14 protein-coding genes are annotated in these 16,002 nt (G+C 69.4%); 9 read left to right on the top strand and 5 right to left on the bottom strand.

The window, feature by feature from the left end; genetic code table 11:
• Positions 1-8: 8 nt before the first annotated feature.
• Together ASE48_RS16805 and ASE48_RS16800 are read right to left on the bottom strand one after the other, a co-directional pair.
• The gene (locus tag ASE48_RS16805; RefSeq protein ID WP_057168249.1) at positions 9-1,286 is read right to left on the bottom strand and encodes a Dyp-type peroxidase; all 1,278 of its coding nucleotides are present in this window, start codon (positions 1,284-1,286) and stop codon (positions 9-11) included.
• On the bottom strand, positions 1,283-2,218 hold the full coding sequence (locus ASE48_RS16800) for an EfeM/EfeO family lipoprotein (RefSeq protein WP_057168248.1): 936 nt from the start codon (positions 2,216-2,218) through the stop codon (positions 1,283-1,285). The genes ASE48_RS16805 and ASE48_RS16800 overlap by 4 nt, the downstream gene beginning before the upstream one ends.
• A 248-nt stretch (positions 2,219-2,466) precedes the next feature.
• Here ASE48_RS16800 and ASE48_RS16795 point away from each other — a divergent pair, with 248 nt between their 5' ends.
• From ASE48_RS16795 to ASE48_RS16770, 6 genes are all read left to right on the top strand, one after another.
• A complete protein-coding gene (locus ASE48_RS16795) occupies positions 2,467-3,201 on the top strand; it encodes a lytic transglycosylase domain-containing protein (protein WP_057168587.1) in 735 nt (244 codons plus the stop codon).
• 82 nt (positions 3,202-3,283) lie between these two features.
• Positions 3,284-4,573, top strand: coding sequence for a phosphopyruvate hydratase (eno, locus tag ASE48_RS16790; protein WP_057168247.1), 1,290 nt, complete (start codon positions 3,284-3,286; stop codon positions 4,571-4,573).
• Between the two features lie 9 nt (positions 4,574-4,582).
• On the top strand, positions 4,583-5,296 hold the full coding sequence (locus ASE48_RS16785) for an FtsB family cell division protein (RefSeq protein WP_057168246.1): 714 nt from the start codon (positions 4,583-4,585) through the stop codon (positions 5,294-5,296).
• Positions 5,289-5,780, top strand: a complete 492-nt coding sequence (locus tag ASE48_RS16780) for a DUF501 domain-containing protein (protein WP_057168245.1) — start codon at positions 5,289-5,291, stop codon at positions 5,778-5,780. Before ASE48_RS16785 ends, ASE48_RS16780 begins: the two co-directional genes overlap by 8 nt.
• Positions 5,777-6,715: a Ppx/GppA phosphatase family protein gene (locus ASE48_RS16775; RefSeq protein ID WP_057168586.1), complete on the top strand. Its 939-nt coding sequence runs from the start codon at positions 5,777-5,779 to the stop codon at positions 6,713-6,715. Before ASE48_RS16780 ends, ASE48_RS16775 begins: the two co-directional genes overlap by 4 nt.
• A 33-nt stretch (positions 6,716-6,748) precedes the next feature.
• Positions 6,749-7,399, top strand: coding sequence for a hypothetical protein (locus ASE48_RS16770; RefSeq protein WP_057168244.1), 651 nt, complete (start codon positions 6,749-6,751; stop codon positions 7,397-7,399).
• Between the two features lie 65 nt (positions 7,400-7,464).
• Here the strand turns inward: ASE48_RS16770 and ASE48_RS16765 are convergent, their stop codons facing one another.
• Complete coding sequence (locus tag ASE48_RS16765; RefSeq protein ID WP_057168243.1) at positions 7,465-8,424, bottom strand: MPT63 family protein; 960 nt, start codon at positions 8,422-8,424, stop codon at positions 7,465-7,467.
• Between the two features lie 321 nt (positions 8,425-8,745).
• Positions 8,746-9,099: an ArsR/SmtB family transcription factor gene (locus tag ASE48_RS16760; protein ID WP_057168242.1), complete on the bottom strand. Its 354-nt coding sequence runs from the start codon at positions 9,097-9,099 to the stop codon at positions 8,746-8,748.
• A gap of 70 nt (positions 9,100-9,169) precedes the next feature.
• On the opposite strand from ASE48_RS16760, the gene ASE48_RS16755 reads away from it, so the two are divergent.
• From ASE48_RS16755 to ASE48_RS16745, 3 genes are read left to right on the top strand one after another with little or no spacing between them, the layout of a single operon-like run.
• A complete protein-coding gene (locus ASE48_RS16755; protein WP_057168241.1) occupies positions 9,170-11,056 on the top strand; it encodes a heavy metal translocating P-type ATPase in 1,887 nt (628 codons plus the stop codon).
• A gap of 23 nt (positions 11,057-11,079) precedes the next feature.
• The gene (locus tag ASE48_RS16750; RefSeq protein WP_057168240.1) at positions 11,080-14,550 is read left to right on the top strand and encodes an ATP-binding cassette domain-containing protein; all 3,471 of its coding nucleotides are present in this window, start codon (positions 11,080-11,082) and stop codon (positions 14,548-14,550) included.
• 25 nt (positions 14,551-14,575) lie between these two features.
• A complete protein-coding gene (locus ASE48_RS16745; protein WP_057168239.1) occupies positions 14,576-15,379 on the top strand; it encodes a siderophore-interacting protein in 804 nt (267 codons plus the stop codon).
• On the opposite strand, the gene ASE48_RS16740 is transcribed toward ASE48_RS16745, so the two are convergent.
• Positions 15,376-15,975, bottom strand: a complete 600-nt coding sequence (locus ASE48_RS16740) for a TetR/AcrR family transcriptional regulator (RefSeq protein WP_082614274.1) — start codon at positions 15,973-15,975, stop codon at positions 15,376-15,378. The genes ASE48_RS16745 and ASE48_RS16740 overlap by 4 nt on opposite strands.
• Positions 15,976-16,002: the final 27 nt, after the last annotated feature.

Below are 16,002 nucleotides of genomic sequence, written 5' to 3'. Positions count from 1 at the left end.
TACTACGACTAGTAGTCGACGAGCCGGTCGCCGAGGAACCGGTCGTGGCCCGTCACCCCGGGCAGCACGAAGAAGAACCCGCCGCCCACGGGCATGATGTACTCCTCCAGCGGCTCGCCCTTGAGCCGTTCCTGCACGGTCAGGAAGCCTTTCTGCAGGCTGCGCTGGTAGGCGACGAACGCCAGGCCCTGATCGAGGCGGCCGGCGCCGTCGAAACCGCGCGAGTAGTTGAAGCCGCGGCGCAGGATGAGGTTCTCTTCGGTTTCCGGGGTGCGCGGGTTGGCCAGCCGGATGTGCGCGTTCAGCTTGATCCGAGCGCCGTCCGGGTCCGCCGGGAAGTCCGGGTCGTCGAACTCGCCGGTCATGCCGAGCGGTGCGCCGCTGACCTTGGCACGGCCGATCAGTGCCTCCTGCTCGATGAGCTGGGTACGGTCCCAGAACTCGACGAAGTTCCGGATGATGCGCACGGCCTGATAGGTCCCGCCGACGGCCCAGTCGGGCTCGTCGTCGTCGGCACCCACCCACACATGGCGATTCATCACGGCGTCGTCGGCCACATCAAGATTGGAGGTACCGTCCTTGAACCCCAGCAGGTTTCGCGGGGTGGCGGCGTCTTTGTTCGAGCTGACGGCGGCGCGCCCGGCGCCGATGCCCCGGGCGTAGCCGTCGATCATCCAGCGCAACACCAGATCGCTGCGGGTGCGACGCATCAACTGCCGCAACGCGAACTGCATCGTGTCGTTGTGGCCGGACTCGAAGATGATGGAGATGTCGCCGTGCGACAGCTTGGGATCCAGCCGGTCATTGGCCAGGAACGGCATGGTGACCAGCTCGCGGGGTTTGCGATCGGCCAACCCGAAGCGGCCGTCGAACAGGGATGCCCCGACACCGACCACAATGGACAGATTGTCGGCGGGCGGCTTCTCGCCGAGGATCCCGGAGTCCACCGGTGGATAGGCGGGATCCCTTGTCTCGGGCGGCTTTCCGGCCATCAGGCCGCGGATCTCGTCGGTGAGCTCGCGCAGCGTCGAGGTCAGTTCGGCGCGGTTGCGGGCGTGCACGTTGAACGATGCGATCAGCCCCTGTTCGGGGATGGGCAGCGCGGTGATCCCGGCCTGGTGCGGGCCCTCGAATTCGATGAACCGTTCGGTGGCGGTGACCCCGGGCGACGCACTGTCCGAGGAACAGCCCGCGAGCGCGCCCGCTCCCACCGCGGCGCCGGTACCGAGGGCACCCGCGACGAATCCGCGGCGGGAGATCCCGCGACGTGGTGACTCCTGCGTCACTGCAGTTTCAGTACTCCCGAGACCTGCGACAGATTCTCGGACAAGCCGGCCAACTGCGCCTTGAGAGTATCGATGACCTGGGGCGTCACCGTGACGGCCGGGCACCGGTCAGACGGGTAAGGGTCGTTTTCGGTGCAGTAGAGCACCCAGCCGTCACCTTGGCGCAGGGGCTGCAGGGTGGCGTAGATCTCGGTGATGCCGCCGTCGATCTTGCCGAGCAGCGCGGGATCGACCTCCTGAAGGGCCGGCGTGAGCTTGTCGACGGCGGCCTGTGAACCCTGCAGGTTTGCGTCGAAGTCCCACAGGTCGGTCTTGGAGTACCGCTCTTCTTCACCGGTGATCTTGCCGGACGACACCTCTTCGATGAGCTCGGAGGCTCCGGTGGCCACCTTCAGCGGTGGCACCTCGAGCTTGGCCATCTCGTCCTTCAGCCCGGCGATATCGGCGTCGAGCTGGTCGGCGAACGGGGCGCCGCCATCGGTGGTGTTCTTGACGAACAACAGGTACTCCAGGCGGTGCCAGCCGGTGAATGCCGGATCGTCTTCGTTGGCGAAGTCGTCCACGCGGGAGTCGACCTTGCCGTCGACGTCCGGAATGAGCTCGGCGAGCGGCTCGATGCGCTCCCACGGCATACGGGACGGCGCGTAGGCGTCCTGGGCGGCCTTCACGTCACCAGCGCGGACCGCGTCGGTGAACACCTTGACGGCGGCAATCAGTTCATCGACCTGGGCGATCGAATACGCCTTGTACTCGTCGCCGACCTTCTCGGTCAGCGGGTTGGGGGCCGCTGCCTCAGAGCTGGTCGCCGACGCGCCCGACGTGGCACTCGAGGTCGACGCGTCCGAGCCGCTGTCCGAGCTGTTGCTCGAACATCCGCTGAGAATGAGTGCTGCCGCGACAACCGGTATCTGCCAGGCGAAATGCCGTCCCATCGAACCTCCTCTAGTGAATGTCAGCACAGTACCTGTTCGACAGACATTGGATAGGCATACCTCGGTATTCAGCTCCCAAGCGTTCGTTCAGGGATGCCGGTCGGCGCCACCGTTACTCTTGATCGGGGGATATCGGCCCCAATTGGCCGGTGGTTTGAGGGAGAGCCTTGTCCGACATAGGGAGTGTGTCGCGCCCGGCGCCGACCGTTCCCGCGGTGGTCTCCGACCCGGAACCGGCACCGAGCGCGGTGACACGACGGCTCCGTTGGTGGCGGGTGGCCGCCGTGTTGACCGCGACGCTGCTGCTGCTGGCCTCCAGTTGTTCGTTCCAGACCGGTGACCCGATTCCCGAGGGTGTGCCGCCGCCACGCGGCGCCGCGGTCCCCGAGATCGACACGAACGCCACCGGCCGGCCCGCCGACCAGCTCGGCGACTGGGCGGCCGAGCTGGCACCGGCGATCGGCATCCCGGCCAAGGCACTGGAGGCCTACGCCTATGCCGCGCGGGTGGCCCAGGTGGTCAACCCCAAGTGCAATCTGGCCTGGACGACGCTGGCCGGTATCGGGATGATCGAGAGCCATCACGGCACCTATCAGGGGGCCACCATCGCGCCGAACGGCGACGTGCGCCCACCGATCCGTGGTGTGCAGCTCGACGGCACGCTGGGCAACATGCAGATCCTCGACACCGACAACGGAGCGCTGGACGGGGATCCGCACCTGGACCGGGCGATGGGGCCCATGCAGTTCATCCCGGAGACCTGGCGGCTGTACGGGGTGGACGCCAACAACGACAACGTCATCAGCCCGGACAACTTCGACGACGCGGCGCTCTCGGCGGCGGGCTATCTGTGCTGGCGGGGCAAGGACTTGTCGACCCCGCGGGGCTGGATGGAGGCGCTGCGCGCCTACAACCTGTCCAACCAGTACGCGCGCAGCGTCCGGGACTGGGCCACCGCTTACGCCGACGGTCATCCCATCTGAGCACGCCGCGCCGACGCGCAACCTCTAGGCTCTTATGAGCACAAGACCCAGTAAGAGATCAGTCTTCACCAAGGAGGAGCCCGTGCCCATCATCGAACAGGTCGGAGCCCGCGAGATCCTGGATTCGCGCGGTAACCCGACCGTTGAGGTCGAGGTGGCCCTGATCGACGGAACAGTCGCCCGGGCCGCAGTGCCCTCCGGCGCCTCGACCGGCGAGCACGAGGCTGTGGAGTTGCGTGACGGCGGTAGCCGCTACGGCGGCAAGGGCGTGGAGAAGGCCGTCGAGGCCGTGCTCGACGAGATCGCCCCGGCGGTCATCGGGCTGTCCGCCGACGACCAGCGGCTGATCGACCAGGCGCTGCTGGACCTGGACGGCACACCGGACAAGTCGCGGCTGGGCGCCAACGCCATCCTGGGCGTGTCCCTGGCGGTGGCCCGCGGTGCGGCCGAGTCGGCCGGCCTGCCGCTCTTCCGCTACATCGGCGGACCCAACGCCCACATCCTGCCGGTGCCGATGATGAACATCATCAACGGCGGCGCCCACGCCGACACCGGGGTGGACGTCCAGGAGTTCATGATCGCCCCGATCGGCGCGGCCACCTTCAAGGAATCGCTGCGCTGGGGTGCGGAGGTCTACCACTCGCTCAAGTCGGTGCTCAAGAAGCAGGGCCTGTCCACCGGTCTGGGTGACGAGGGCGGTTTCGCGCCCGATCTGCCCGGCACCAAGGCCGCGCTCGATCTGATCGGCACCGCCATCGAAGGCGCCGGCTTCAAGCTCGGCACCGAGATCGCGCTGGCGCTCGACGTGGCGGCCACCGAGTTCCACACCGAGGGCACCGGATACGCGTTCGAGAAGGAGACCCGCACCGCGGAGCAGATGGCGGAGTTCTACGCCGGTCTGCTCGACGGGTACCCGCTGGTCTCCATCGAGGATCCGCTGTCCGAGGACGACTGGGACGGCTGGGTCGCACTGACGGCCGCCATCGGCGACCGGGTGCAGCTGGTCGGTGACGACCTCTTCGTCACCAACCCCGAGCGCCTGGAGGAGGGCATCGAGAAGGGTGCCGCCAACGCGCTGCTGGTGAAGGTCAACCAGATCGGCACGCTGACCGAGACCCTGGATGCCGTGTCGCTGGCGCACAACAGCGGCTACCGCACCATGATGAGCCACCGTTCCGGTGAGACCGAGGACACCACCATCGCCGACCTGGCGGTGGCGGTGGGCAGCGGTCAGATCAAGACCGGTGCGCCGGCCCGCAGCGAGCGGGTGGCGAAGTACAACCAGTTGCTGCGCATCGAGGAAGCCCTCGGCGACGCCGCACGGTACGCCGGTGACCTGGCCTTCCCGCGTTTCGCGCCTGCGAGCCAGTAGAAACGCTCCATGCCCGACGCGAAACGGCCCGATCCGCGCCGCCGCGGCCCGGCCCCCCGGCCGGGCAAGGCGGGCGGGGCGGGCCGTCCGCGTTCGGCGTCGCGGCGTGAACCGCGCGCCATCGAGAGCCGGGAGGGCCGCGAGGCGCGGGAAGCGGCCGAGGTCCGCGAAACTGGGGCAGCATCCCCGGATGCCGGCCAGGACACCGTCGCCGAGGCGATCCGCAAATCGGTCGCCGAATCCGCCGAGCAGCAGTCCGATCAGCGCTTCGGGTCGGCTGCCCGGCGGGCGGCGATCCTGGCCGCGGTGGTGTGTGTGCTCACGCTGACCATCGCCGGCCCGGTGCGCACCTACTTCGCCCAGCGAACCGAGATGAATCAGTTGAAAACCGTTGAAGCGCAGCTCCGTTCGCAGATCGCAGATCTGGAGCAGCAGAAGATCAAGCTCGCCGACCCGGTGTTCATCGCGGCCCAGGCCCGCGAACGTCTGGGTTTCGTGATGCCCGGCGACATTCCCTATCAGGTGCAGTTGCCCCCCGGTGCCACCGCGGCCCCGGTGACCGGCCCCGATGCCCCGGAGGTGAAATCCGGTGACCCGTGGTACACCTCGCTGTGGCACACCATTGCCGATGCCCCACATGGGGTTTCGCCGGTGATCACGCCGGCCCCCGTGCCTGCCGAATCGGTCGACGTCCCTGCTGACCCCCCGCCCGCCGGTGGTTGACCAGGCCGACCTGGACGCCGTCGCGCAGCAACTCGGCCGTGAGCCGCGCGGCGTCCTGGAGATCGCGTACCGGTGCCCCAACGGCGAACCCGCCGTGGTGAAGACGGCACCCAAACTTCCCGACGGCACCCCGTTCCCGACGCTGTACTACCTGACCCATCCGGTGCTGACCGCCGCGGCGAGCCGGTTGGAGTCCTCGGGCCTGATGCGGGAGATGACCGACCGGCTGGCCGAGGATCCGGAGCTGGCCGCGGCCTATCTGCGCGCCCACGAATCCTTCCTCGCCGAACGCGATGCCATCGAATCGCTGGGCACCACGTTCACCGGCGGCGGTATGCCCGACCGGGTCAAGTGCCTGCACGTGGTGATGGCGCACGCACTGGCCAAGGGGCCGGGGGTGAACCCGTTCGGCGATGAGGCGCTCGCCCTGCTGGCCGCCGAACCCGGTATGGCCGGAATCCTGGACAGCGAGGTGTGGACATGACGGTCGGCGCAGTCGACTGCGGGACCAATTCGATCCGGCTGCTCATCGCCGAACCCGGCGAGGACGGGCGGCTGCGGGATGTGCACCGCGAGATGCGCATCGTGCGCCTGGGCCAGGGTGTGGACGCCACCGGGGAGTTCGCGCCGGAAGCGCTGGCGCGCACCGAGTCCGCACTGTCCGACTACGTCGACCTGATGCGTGAGCACGGCGTGCGCACAGTCCGCATGGTGGCGACGTCGGCGGCCCGGGATGCCGGTAACCGTGACGAGTTCTTCGCGATGACCGCGCGGCTGCTGGGTTCGGTGTCGCCGGGCGCGGTCGCGGAGGTGATCACCGGCACCGAGGAAGCCGAGCTGTCGTTCCGCGGAGCGGTGGGTGAACTGGACACCGACGCAGCGCCTTTCGTCGTCGTCGACCTCGGCGGTGGATCCACGGAGTTGGTGCTGGGTGCCTCCGAGGTGACAGCGTCCTTCTCGGCCGACATCGGCTGCGTGCGCATCAAGGAACGCTGCCTGCATTCGGATCCGCCGACGGCAGCCGAGATCGGCGCCGCCCGGGCGGTGGTGCGGGAACGGCTCGCAGAGGCGCTGGCGGTCGTGCCGGTCGAGGGCGCGCGCACCTGGGTGGGCGTGGCGGGCACCTTCACCACGCTGGCCGCGCTGGCACACCGGCTGCCGGCCTACGACCCGGCCGCGATTCATCTGTCGCGGACGGCTTTCAGCGATCTGCTGCCGGTCTGCGAGCAGCTCCTCGCGATGACCGGGGAGCAGCGACTGGCGCTCGGTCCCATGCACGAGGGCCGGGCCGATGTCATCCCGGGTGGGGCGATCATCGTGCAGGAACTGACCCGCGTGCTGGCCGAACGGGCCGGGTTGAGCGAACTCGTGGTCAGTGAGCACGACATCCTGGACGGCATTGCGCTGTCCATCGCCTAGCGTGGTAACGGTGAAACGTGAGGAGGGAGCGGCGTGAGCACATGGAATTCGGGTGGTTCACCTCCGCCCGTCGTCCCGCGCCCGCCGGCGAGGCGCGGACCGAATATCGGCCTGATCATCGGGATCAGCGCCGCCGTGCTGGCCATCGGTGCCGGGGCGGCGTATCTGCTGTTGCGCCCGTCGGCGCCGGATGAGCCCGCCGCCGAACGGTCCGCGGCACCGGAAACCTCAGCGGCGGAACCGGCTTCGGACGACGCCGATGATCCCAACGCGCGGCTGATGAAGGCGCTGCCCAAGGGCTACCCGGATGGCGCGTGCAAGCCGGTGGCCCGGCTGGAAGGCGCGATGTCGACCATCGCCTGCACGGTCAACAGGGACCCGGGCGGCCCGATGTCCGCCACGTACTCACTGCTGCTGGACACCGCCGCGCTCAATGCCGCCATCGAGGATCTGGCGTCGACGTCGACCGTGGTGGACTGCCCGGGCCGGATCCAGTCACCCGGACCGTGGCGGCACAACGCGTCGCTGCACGAGGTCAGCGGGACCTTGGTCTGCGGCATCCAGAACGACAATCCGATGCTGGCGTGGACCGATATCGACCAGCAGATGATCGCGGTGACCCAGGGTCGTCCGGCGGGGCCGACGCTGGATCACCTGTACAACTGGTGGACCACGCACTCCTGATCGCCTGACGAAAAAAGTCCGGCGCCTTGGCTTTTGGCCAGGGCGCCGGACTTTTTCGGTGTGGATCAGGCGGCGGGCGGTGCGATGACCGGGGTGGTGATCGGTGCCGCGCCCTCGGGCAACGGGGTGCCCTGGCTGCCGGCCTCGGCCGGGGCCACGGGGGCTGCCGGGGCGCCTTCCACGGCGGCCGGGGCCGGCGCGATGCCTTCGGCGGCCGGAGCCGGAGCGGCGGCCGCGGGGACCGGAGCTTCCTGCACGCCGGCCGGGGTCAGGCCGGGCTCACCCTCGGGCAGCGGAGTGCCTTGGCTGCCGGCCGGCACCGGGGCGGTCTCGGCGGTGCCCTCGGGCAGCGGGGTGCCCTGGCTGCCCGCCGGCACCGTGGTGGGTGCGGGCGTGGTCGCCTCGGCGTCCGCCGGAGCGGCCGGGGTCTGGGTGGTGGAGGTCTCGGTGCTTGACGTCGACGGCGTCGTCGCGGCCGGGGCCTGGTAGGTCCGGGTGCCGCTGGCCGCGGCGCCACCACCGGAACTGGACGCCGGCGGCGGGGTGACCCAGACGATCAGGTCGGTGGCGTTGGTGGCGTAGACGACGCTGTCCGGCGCGGAACCGGTGACGTCGAAGTAGACCTTGCCGGAGGTCTGCTGGCCCTGCGCGATGGCTGACGGGTTGACACCCTGCGCGGTCGGGACGCCGAACAGCGCGCGGTAGGTCTGGCCGTCCCGGGCGCGGGCGTTGAAGTTGGACACGATGGGTTGGGCGCTGCCCTGGATGGCCTTGTCGGTGGCGGTGGCCTCCCACAGGGTGCCCTGCGGCTGATACGGGATGGTGTCGGTGCTGACCTTCAGGCCGGTGACCGTCCAGCCCTGCACGACATTGCCGTCGGTGAGCTCGGCCTGGCTGCCGAGATGGGTGGTGTTCACGGTGTTGAGGTCGTCGGCAATCGCGATCGGCGCACCGAACGCGGTGATCGCCCCTGCGGCTGCGATGGCCGCAGCCGCAAACGCGGCCGCGATGCTCGTGGTCTTCACGGTGTTTCACTCCTGAGTCGTCCGAATAACGGCGTTCCCCCCGGTGGGGTGCACACAATCAGCGAAGTTAGCAGGTAGCCAGGGCCGACGGAACCGTCGCGCGGCGGCCGGAGGTTACCGGTAGCAACTGAGGCCGACTTCCCAGAAATCGCGGTGGCGCTTCCCAGCAACGTTCTGCCCAGTGTTCAAGATCTTTGCTGCGCCGGTCAGCGGCTTCCGCTTTGGCTCAGGTGCTAACTCCGCGGGATTTGCTCCATACAGCTGTATTGCCGAGGCGGCGGATATCGAAAAGCGATGCGGTAAAACGCCGGGTGTCGCGGTTCAGGCGGTGTCGTCGCGCGCGCCCAGGCGCAGATGCTCGATGTGATAAACCGCCTCATCGAGCAGCTGTGCGACGTGGTTGTCGAACAATCGGTAGACGATGTTGCGGCCTGCCCGATCGCCGGCCACCAGGCCAAGCGCGCGCAGTAGTCGCAGCTGATTGGAGACCGCGGATTGCTCCATGCCGACGGCGGCCGACAGGTCGGTCACCGTGCAGGGCGACTGGCGCAACCGGGTGAGGATCAGCAGCCGATTCGGGGAGGCGAGGGCCTGCAGGGTCTCGGCGACCTTGGCGGCCGAGGCGGGGTCCAGTGACGTCACCGCAGGGGTGAGTCCATCGACGCCGTGTCCCATTCGTCAATTGAACCACGACGCCGGTTTACCTTTAGACATGTATAACTCTACATGTTTTGATGTCAACGTGATGACGGACGTTCGGGATGCAGAAGCGCGAACACGCCGGTCGACGCGAAGAGGGGCGTGGTCGCTGCCCTCGGTGCGCTGGGCGGCCCTGGCCCTGGTGTTCTTCGCGCTCGGACTGGCTACCCAGTTGCTCGGCGCACCGGAGATCGTCTGGTGGGTCCTGTATCTCGCGTGCTACGCCGCCGGAGGGTGGCAGCCCGGGCTGGACGGACTGCGCGAGCTCGGGCAACGGCGCCTCGATGTCGACCTGCTGATGGTGCTCGCCGCGGTGGGCGCGGCCTCGATCGGCCAGGTCTTCGACGGCGCTCTGCTGATCGTCATCTTCGCGACCTCGGGCGCGCTCGAGGACCTTGCCACCACGCGGACCGCCGATTCCGTGCGCGCACTGCTGGATCTGGCGCCCGAGCGCGCCACCCTGATCGACGACGGTGTCGAGCGCGTGGTGGCGGCCACCGAGCTGCGGGTGGGCGACCGCATCCAGGTGCGGCCCGGGGAGCGTATTCCCGCCGATGCCTCGGTGCGCAGCGGCGCGTCGGATGTCGACCAGTCGTCGATCACCGGCGAGTCGCTACCGGTCGCTGTGGGTGTCGGCGACGAGATCTTCGCAGGCACCTTGAACGGCGCGGGCGCCTTGCAGGCCGCGGTGATCCGCGACCCGGCCGACAGTGTGGTGGCGCGCATCGTCACCCTGGTGGCCGAGGCGTCGGCCACCAAGGCCCGCACCCAGTTGTTCATCGAGAAGGTCGAGCAGCGTTACTCGGTGGTCATGGTGGCCGCGACGCTGGCCCTGTTCGTCGTGCCGCAGCTGTTCGGGGAGGACCTGCGTTCGGCGCTGCTGCGGGCGATGACGTTCATGATCGTGGCCTCCCCGTGCGCGCTCGTGCTGGCCACCATGCCGCCGCTACTGTCGGCGATCGCCACCGCGGGACGGCGTGGCGTGCTGGTCAAATCGGCTGTCGCGATGGAACAACTGGCCACCGTGGACACCGTCGCCTTCGACAAGACGGGCACCCTCACCACGGGGACACCGCGGGTGGTGGCCGCCACGTCGAGCGAGGTGTTGCGGTCGGCCGCGGCGGCCGAGCAGTACAGCGAACATCCCCTCGGGCGTGCGATCGTGGCGCACGCCCGCGACCGTGGGCTCGACATCCCGCGGGCGCTGGACTTCCGGGCCGTCCCCGGGCGCGGCGTGCGGGCGACGGTTCAGACCCACCGCGTCGAGGTGGTCAATCCCGCCGGCGCACCGGGTCCGACGATACCCGAGGCGGCCCAGATGGAGCGGTCCGGCGTCACCGCGGTCGTCGTCGTCATCGACGGGGTGGTGGCCGGGGTGATCGGGCTGCGCGACACCGCGCGCCCCGCCGCGGCGACCGCGGTGCGAGCCCTGTCGGGTCTCACCACGCATCCACCGGTGCTGCTGACCGGCGACAATGCCGGGGCCGCAGCACATCTGGCGGACGAGGTGGGCATCGCCGCGGTGCGCGCCGAACTGCTGCCCGATCAGAAGGTGGCCGCGGTGCGGGAACTGCCCGGGCGGGTGCTGGTGGTCGGCGACGGGGTCAACGACGCTCCGGCGATGGCGGCCGCCCACGCGTCGATCGCGATGGGGAGCTCCGGTGCCGACCTGACCCTGCAGACCGCGGACGCGGTCACCGTCCGCGACGACCTGGCCGCCATACCGGCGGTGCTGGCCCTGGCCCGGCGCGCACGCCGGATGGTGCTGGCCAATCTCGCCATCGCCGGAACCTTCATCGTGGTGCTGGTGGTGTGGGACCTGTTCTGGTACCTGCCCCTACCGCTGGGTGTGGCCGGGCACGAGGGCTCGACCATCATCGTGGCCCTCAACGGGTTACGGCTGCTGCGCCGCCGCGCCTGGCCCGCCGACTGACGCGACGCGTACCTTGCGAGGCGATGACTTCGCATCCGGATCGCACCGTGGACTGGCGCCGTCTTCGTCGGCGCGGCGCGGGAACGGCCCTGATCGCGATGGCGATTGCCGCGACCCTGCAGGCCCTGGGCACCGTCATCATCGGGCGGGTGGCGGCGACGCCGGTGTGGACCACCCTCGCGGCACTGGCCCTGTGCCTGCTCGGCTACGCCGTGCTCGACACTCTCGGACGCACCCTCTGGGCGAGCGTCGTGGACCGCGCGGAGGGCGCACTGCGGGCCGACCTGCTCACCGCGGCGCTGAATCAGCCGCTGGACCGTCTCTCGGAGCAGGCGGTCGGCGAGGTGCTGGACCGCGTCGACGACGACACCCACGAGGTCGGGTCGCTGGCGCGCCAACAGCTCTGGGACGCCATGCGCACGCTCGTGTCCACCGTGCCGATGTGGATCGTCGCCGGCCTGACCTGGTGGCCCGCCTGGTTCATCTTTCCGGTGGTCGCGCCGCTGACAGTTCTGGTGATCCGGCCGCTGCTGCGGCAGCTCAGCGACCGCAAGGTGGTCGAGGAGATCGCCTGGACGGAACACGCCGCGATGATGGAAGAGGGCATCGCCGCACGAGATGATCTGCGTACCAGCCTCGGCCAGGCCTTCCTGCTCCGGCGGTGTGCCGAACTGTCGGGCCACGTACTGCAACGGGTCCGCGCCGTGGTGTCGGTCGAATCGCGGATCACCCTGCGCGCCGGCGGGCTGCTGCACGCGCTGCTGGCCGGTGTCGTCGTGGCCGGCGTGGCGCTGGTATCCGGCGGCGGCCTCGAGATCGCCCAGCTCATCACCCTCTTCCTGGTCAGCGCCACCCTGGTCAACGAGATCGCCGAGCTCGCCCGCCAGCTACCCGAGCTGCAGGCGGGGATGGGTGCCGTCATCCGCATCCGCCAGCTCATGGACAGCGAGTCGGAACCCGTTGGTGGCGAACCGATTCCCGCAGGAGCGGTCGACATCCGGTTCGACGACCTGCACTTCTCCTATGCCGAAGGCACATTCGCCCTTGACGGCATCGACCTGCACGTCCCCGCGGGCACGACCTGCGCGCTGGTCGGCCGGACAGGTTCGGGGAAATCAACGCTCGCATCATTGGTGTCCCGGGCCGTCGATCCCGAACCCGCGTCGCTGTACATCGCCGGAGTCGACGCGCTGGATCTCGACCTGCAGCAGCTGCGGTCCTCGGTGGGGGTGGTCACCCAGCGCACCGAGATCCTGGCGGGGACGCTGGCCGAGAACATCACGTTGTTCGCGGACCTGCCGCGGGAGCGGGTGCTCAAGGCGGTTGCCGAACTCGACCTCACCTCGTGGATCGACAGCCTGCCCGACGGTGTCGACACCCTGCTGGGGCCCGGTGGAACCACGTTGTCCGCGGGTGAGGAACAGCTCGTGGCCTTCGTCCGGCTGCTGGTGCGTGACGTCCGGGTCGTCGTACTCGACGAGGCCACCGCGCGCATGGATCCGCTCACCGAGGACCGGGTGGTCCGTGCCGCGGATCGCCTGCTGTCCGACCGCACCGGCATCCTGATCGCTCATCGGCTGAGCACGGTGCAGCGGGCCGATCACATCGCCGTGCTCGACGGCGGCCGGATCATCGACCAGGGGTCGCGCGCCGAACTGGAGTCACGCGCCGGGCCGTTCCGGCGGCTGCTCGATGCCTCCGGCGCGCAGCACGTGGACGTCACGCCGCCCAGAAGCGTTGCGGCACACAGCGACACGACGGTCGGAGGTCTGCGACGGCAGGGCGACCGGCCCGCAGGCACCGACCTGGGCACCGGGTCCAGCCTGACCCGCGGGATCGCCCGCATGGTGGCCGTCCTGCCGGCATGGGGACTGCTGGGCAGCGCACTGTTCCTGGTCACCGGGCTGGTGGGGGCGACCGGTGCCGTCAGCGGGTATGTGTGGGGCCGGCTGGTCGAGAGTCTGGAGCAGGGCCAGACCTCGGTGGCGCTCACCGTGGCCACGGTGGTCAGCATCGTCGCCGAACCGTTCTTCCTCGCCTGGGCGGTGCGTCGATTCGTCCCGTGGTGGGCCGCCTGTTCCCTGCGGATCCGGATGACCGTCCTGGACGCCCAGACCCGGCAGCACCGTCTGGAGCGGACCCCGCCGGGCGAAGTGGTGTCCCGGGTGCTGGATTCCGACCGTTTCCTGCGCTACGCCGATCGCTGCAACGACGTCGTCAGCGGACTGATCATCGTCGTCTTCGCCTCGTTCCTGAGCGGGACGGCGATCGCGGGCGCGATCCTGCTGGCGGTGATGATCGCCTCGGCGGTCGCGTCGGTGGCGGGGCGCCCGATGGCAGGACGGTCGGCCGCGGCCGCGTCCACCACCCGCGCGCACTTCGGCCGCACGTTGGTGTCGGTGCTGGAATGTGTGCGGACGGTCAAGCTCGCGGCGTCCACGAGCGATGTGCGCGAACACCTCGATGGTGTCGACGGGGGCCGTGTCCAGGCCGCGGTGCGTGAGCACCGGATCGAGTCGGTCCTGTTCGGTGTGCCGGTGGTGATGGTGCAGCTGGGTGTGGTCGCCGCGTGGATCGTCTACCTGATCGACGGATGGAGTCTGGCTGCGGCACTGATGGTTTCCGGCGCGGTCGCGGGCTTCGACTATTTCGGCAGCGTGGCCGGCGCCGTGGTAACCGGAGCGCCCGGCACCCGCGCCTGGCAGCTGGAGACCACCCGCTTCGCCGGCGGCGCCGACCTGATGGACATACCGGCCGGAGTCGACCTGCAGGCCGGGACGGCCCCGCTTCCCGGCCGGACACCCCGTACCGCGTTGCACCGCTTGGAGCTTCGCCGGCTGACCGCGGTGCACGAGGACGGGACCCGCGGCGTCACCGGCGTCGACCTCACCGTCGAGGCAGGCGAACTGGTCCTGCTCCTCGGCCAGGTGGGGTCGGGCAAATCGTCTCTGCTGTCGGTGTTGTGCGGTCTGGTCGGCCACACCGGCACCATCCGGTGGAACGGGGTGGAAGTCGACGATGCCCAGACCTTCCTGCGACCAGGACAGGTCGCGCACGTGGCGCAGGTGCCACGGGTGCTCTCGGGGACGTTCGCCGACAACATCCGTCTCGACCACGACCGCGAGATCGGGCAGGCCGTCGCCGACGCGCAGCTGGGCCGAGACATCGAGGCGGCCGGTGGCGCCGATGCGCTGGTCGGCCACCGCGGAGTTCGGTTGTCCGGGGGTCAGGTGCAACGGCTGGCGCTGGCCAGAGCGTTGGCCGTGCAGCCGGAACTGCTGCTCGCCGATGATGTTTCGAGTGCACTCGACGCGGTGACCGAGGTGGCGCTGTGGGCCGGACTACGGGCTCGCGGCATCACCGTGCTCGGTGCGTCGTCGAAACGCGCGGCGCTGGCGCAGGCCGACAGGGTGGTCGTGCTGGTCGACGGGAAGATCGCGGCCATCGGTCCGTGGACGGAATTGGGCCCGATGTGGGGACACCTCGCGGCCTGAGCGTTGTGAGTTAGCGTGTATCCACATGAGCTTTTCGCATGCATCCGTCGTCGAGGCGGAACTCCTGAACCCGCGGTTGCGCCGGATCACCCTGCGGGTCGAGGAACCCGAGGTCCTCGACGTCAAACAGGGCGGGGACTCCGCCGTCGGCATCTACTTCCCGGACTCGGGTGGCGAGGGCCGTAACTATTCGGTCCGCTACTCCGACGGCGACCGCATCGTGATCGATGTCGTGCTGCACGCGCGCGGGGTTGCCACCACCTGGGCCGCCGGCGCCGCACCGGGTGACCGGGTCGGGCTCGACCACGCCCGGTCCTGGTACCGCCCGGAACCGAGCACCGAATGGCAGCTGCTGGTGGCCGACCTCTCCGGGTTGCCTGCTGCCGCTCGCATCATCGAGAGCCTGCCGGGCGGCATGCCGGTCACCGCGATCGTGGAGGTGGCCGACGAGGAGGACCTGGCCTACCTGCCCGCGCACCCGGACGTCACCGTCATTGCGTCGGTGGGTACCGGGAACGGCCATGCGGCCGGCGAGCTCGCCCGGCTGGTCCGCGAGTACGACATGCCCGCCGGCCGCGGGTACTGCTGGTTCGCCGGCGAGGCCGCCGAATCACGTTCGGTGCGTAAGTATCTGCGTGGTGCCGGCTGGACCGTCGACCAGCTCGACGTCACGGGTTACTGGCGGTTCGACTCCGAGACCTGGGATGCGAAGTTCGCGCTGGTCTCCGACGAGGTCGTGGCCGTCTGGGAACGTGCGGTGGCCGCCGGCAAGAGTGAGCGGGTCGCCGATGAGGAGTACGAAGAAGCTCTCGAACGCGCCGGTCTCTAAGCCGGCCTGCCGGGCAGCTCGAACCGGTTCAAGTAGCCGTCGACGAAGGACTTCGCCTCGCGGTGACCGCGGGTGATCCCCAGGCCCTCTTCGAGCACCATGATGCGCGCCAGGCTGGCCACGATCATCGACATCACCACCGGCGGGAACGCCTCGGTGTCCACGCCGTGGGCGCGCAGCGCCGCGCTGAGCGTGGCCTCCTCCAGATCGCGGAATCGTTCGGCGTAGGTGGCGATCTCGCCGGCGATGGCCTTGCGGTGATTGGCCAGCGCCATGAACTCCATCCAGAGCTGGGCTCCGGTGGTGTTGTTCAGCTCCCACAACGCGTGCAGGGGAGCGTCGGCGCTGAGGGTCTGGCGCTGCCGGTCCAGGTTGACCTCGGCACCGGCCTGCAGCACGGCCAGGTACAGCTCGTCCATGCTGGGGAAGTAGTAGTGCACCAGCGCCGGCTTCACCCCGGCCTGCGCGGCCACCCGCCGCGAGGTCGCCGCCGCATAGCCTTCGTCCAGCATGATCTGGGCAGTCGCCCTGATCAATGCACGGCGTGTGGTTGAATCGCCGTCCCTTGACCTCTTTACCGCGGTGCTGCTAGACATGGCCACAGCCTAACTGTTGGGCGACTG

This window comes from Mycobacterium sp. Root265, assembly GCF_001428895.1.
Classification (GTDB): Bacteria; Actinomycetota; Actinomycetes; order Mycobacteriales; family Mycobacteriaceae; genus Mycobacterium.
The sequence above is the reverse complement of the archived record's forward strand: the minus strand, read 5'-3'. Positions and strand labels throughout refer to the sequence as shown.

Coding starts and splice junctions, on each gene's coding strand:
- ASE48_RS16750 (WP_057168240.1), top strand. CDS start 11,080: ATGACTTCGCATCCGGATCGCACCGTGGACTGGCGCCGTCTTCGTCGG.
- ASE48_RS16740 (WP_082614274.1), bottom strand. CDS start 15,975: ATGTCTAGCAGCACCGCGGTAAAGAGGTCAAGGGACGGCGATTCAACC.
- ASE48_RS16760 (WP_057168242.1), bottom strand. CDS start 9,099: ATGGGACACGGCGTCGATGGACTCACCCCTGCGGTGACGTCACTGGAC.
- ASE48_RS16775 (WP_057168586.1), top strand. CDS start 5,777: ATGACGGTCGGCGCAGTCGACTGCGGGACCAATTCGATCCGGCTGCTC.
- ASE48_RS16785 (WP_057168246.1), top strand. CDS start 4,583: ATGCCCGACGCGAAACGGCCCGATCCGCGCCGCCGCGGCCCGGCCCCC.
- ASE48_RS16800 (WP_057168248.1), bottom strand. CDS start 2,218: ATGGGACGGCATTTCGCCTGGCAGATACCGGTTGTCGCGGCAGCACTC.
- ASE48_RS16755 (WP_057168241.1), top strand. CDS start 9,170: ATGACGGACGTTCGGGATGCAGAAGCGCGAACACGCCGGTCGACGCGA.
- ASE48_RS16745 (WP_057168239.1), top strand. CDS start 14,576: ATGAGCTTTTCGCATGCATCCGTCGTCGAGGCGGAACTCCTGAACCCG.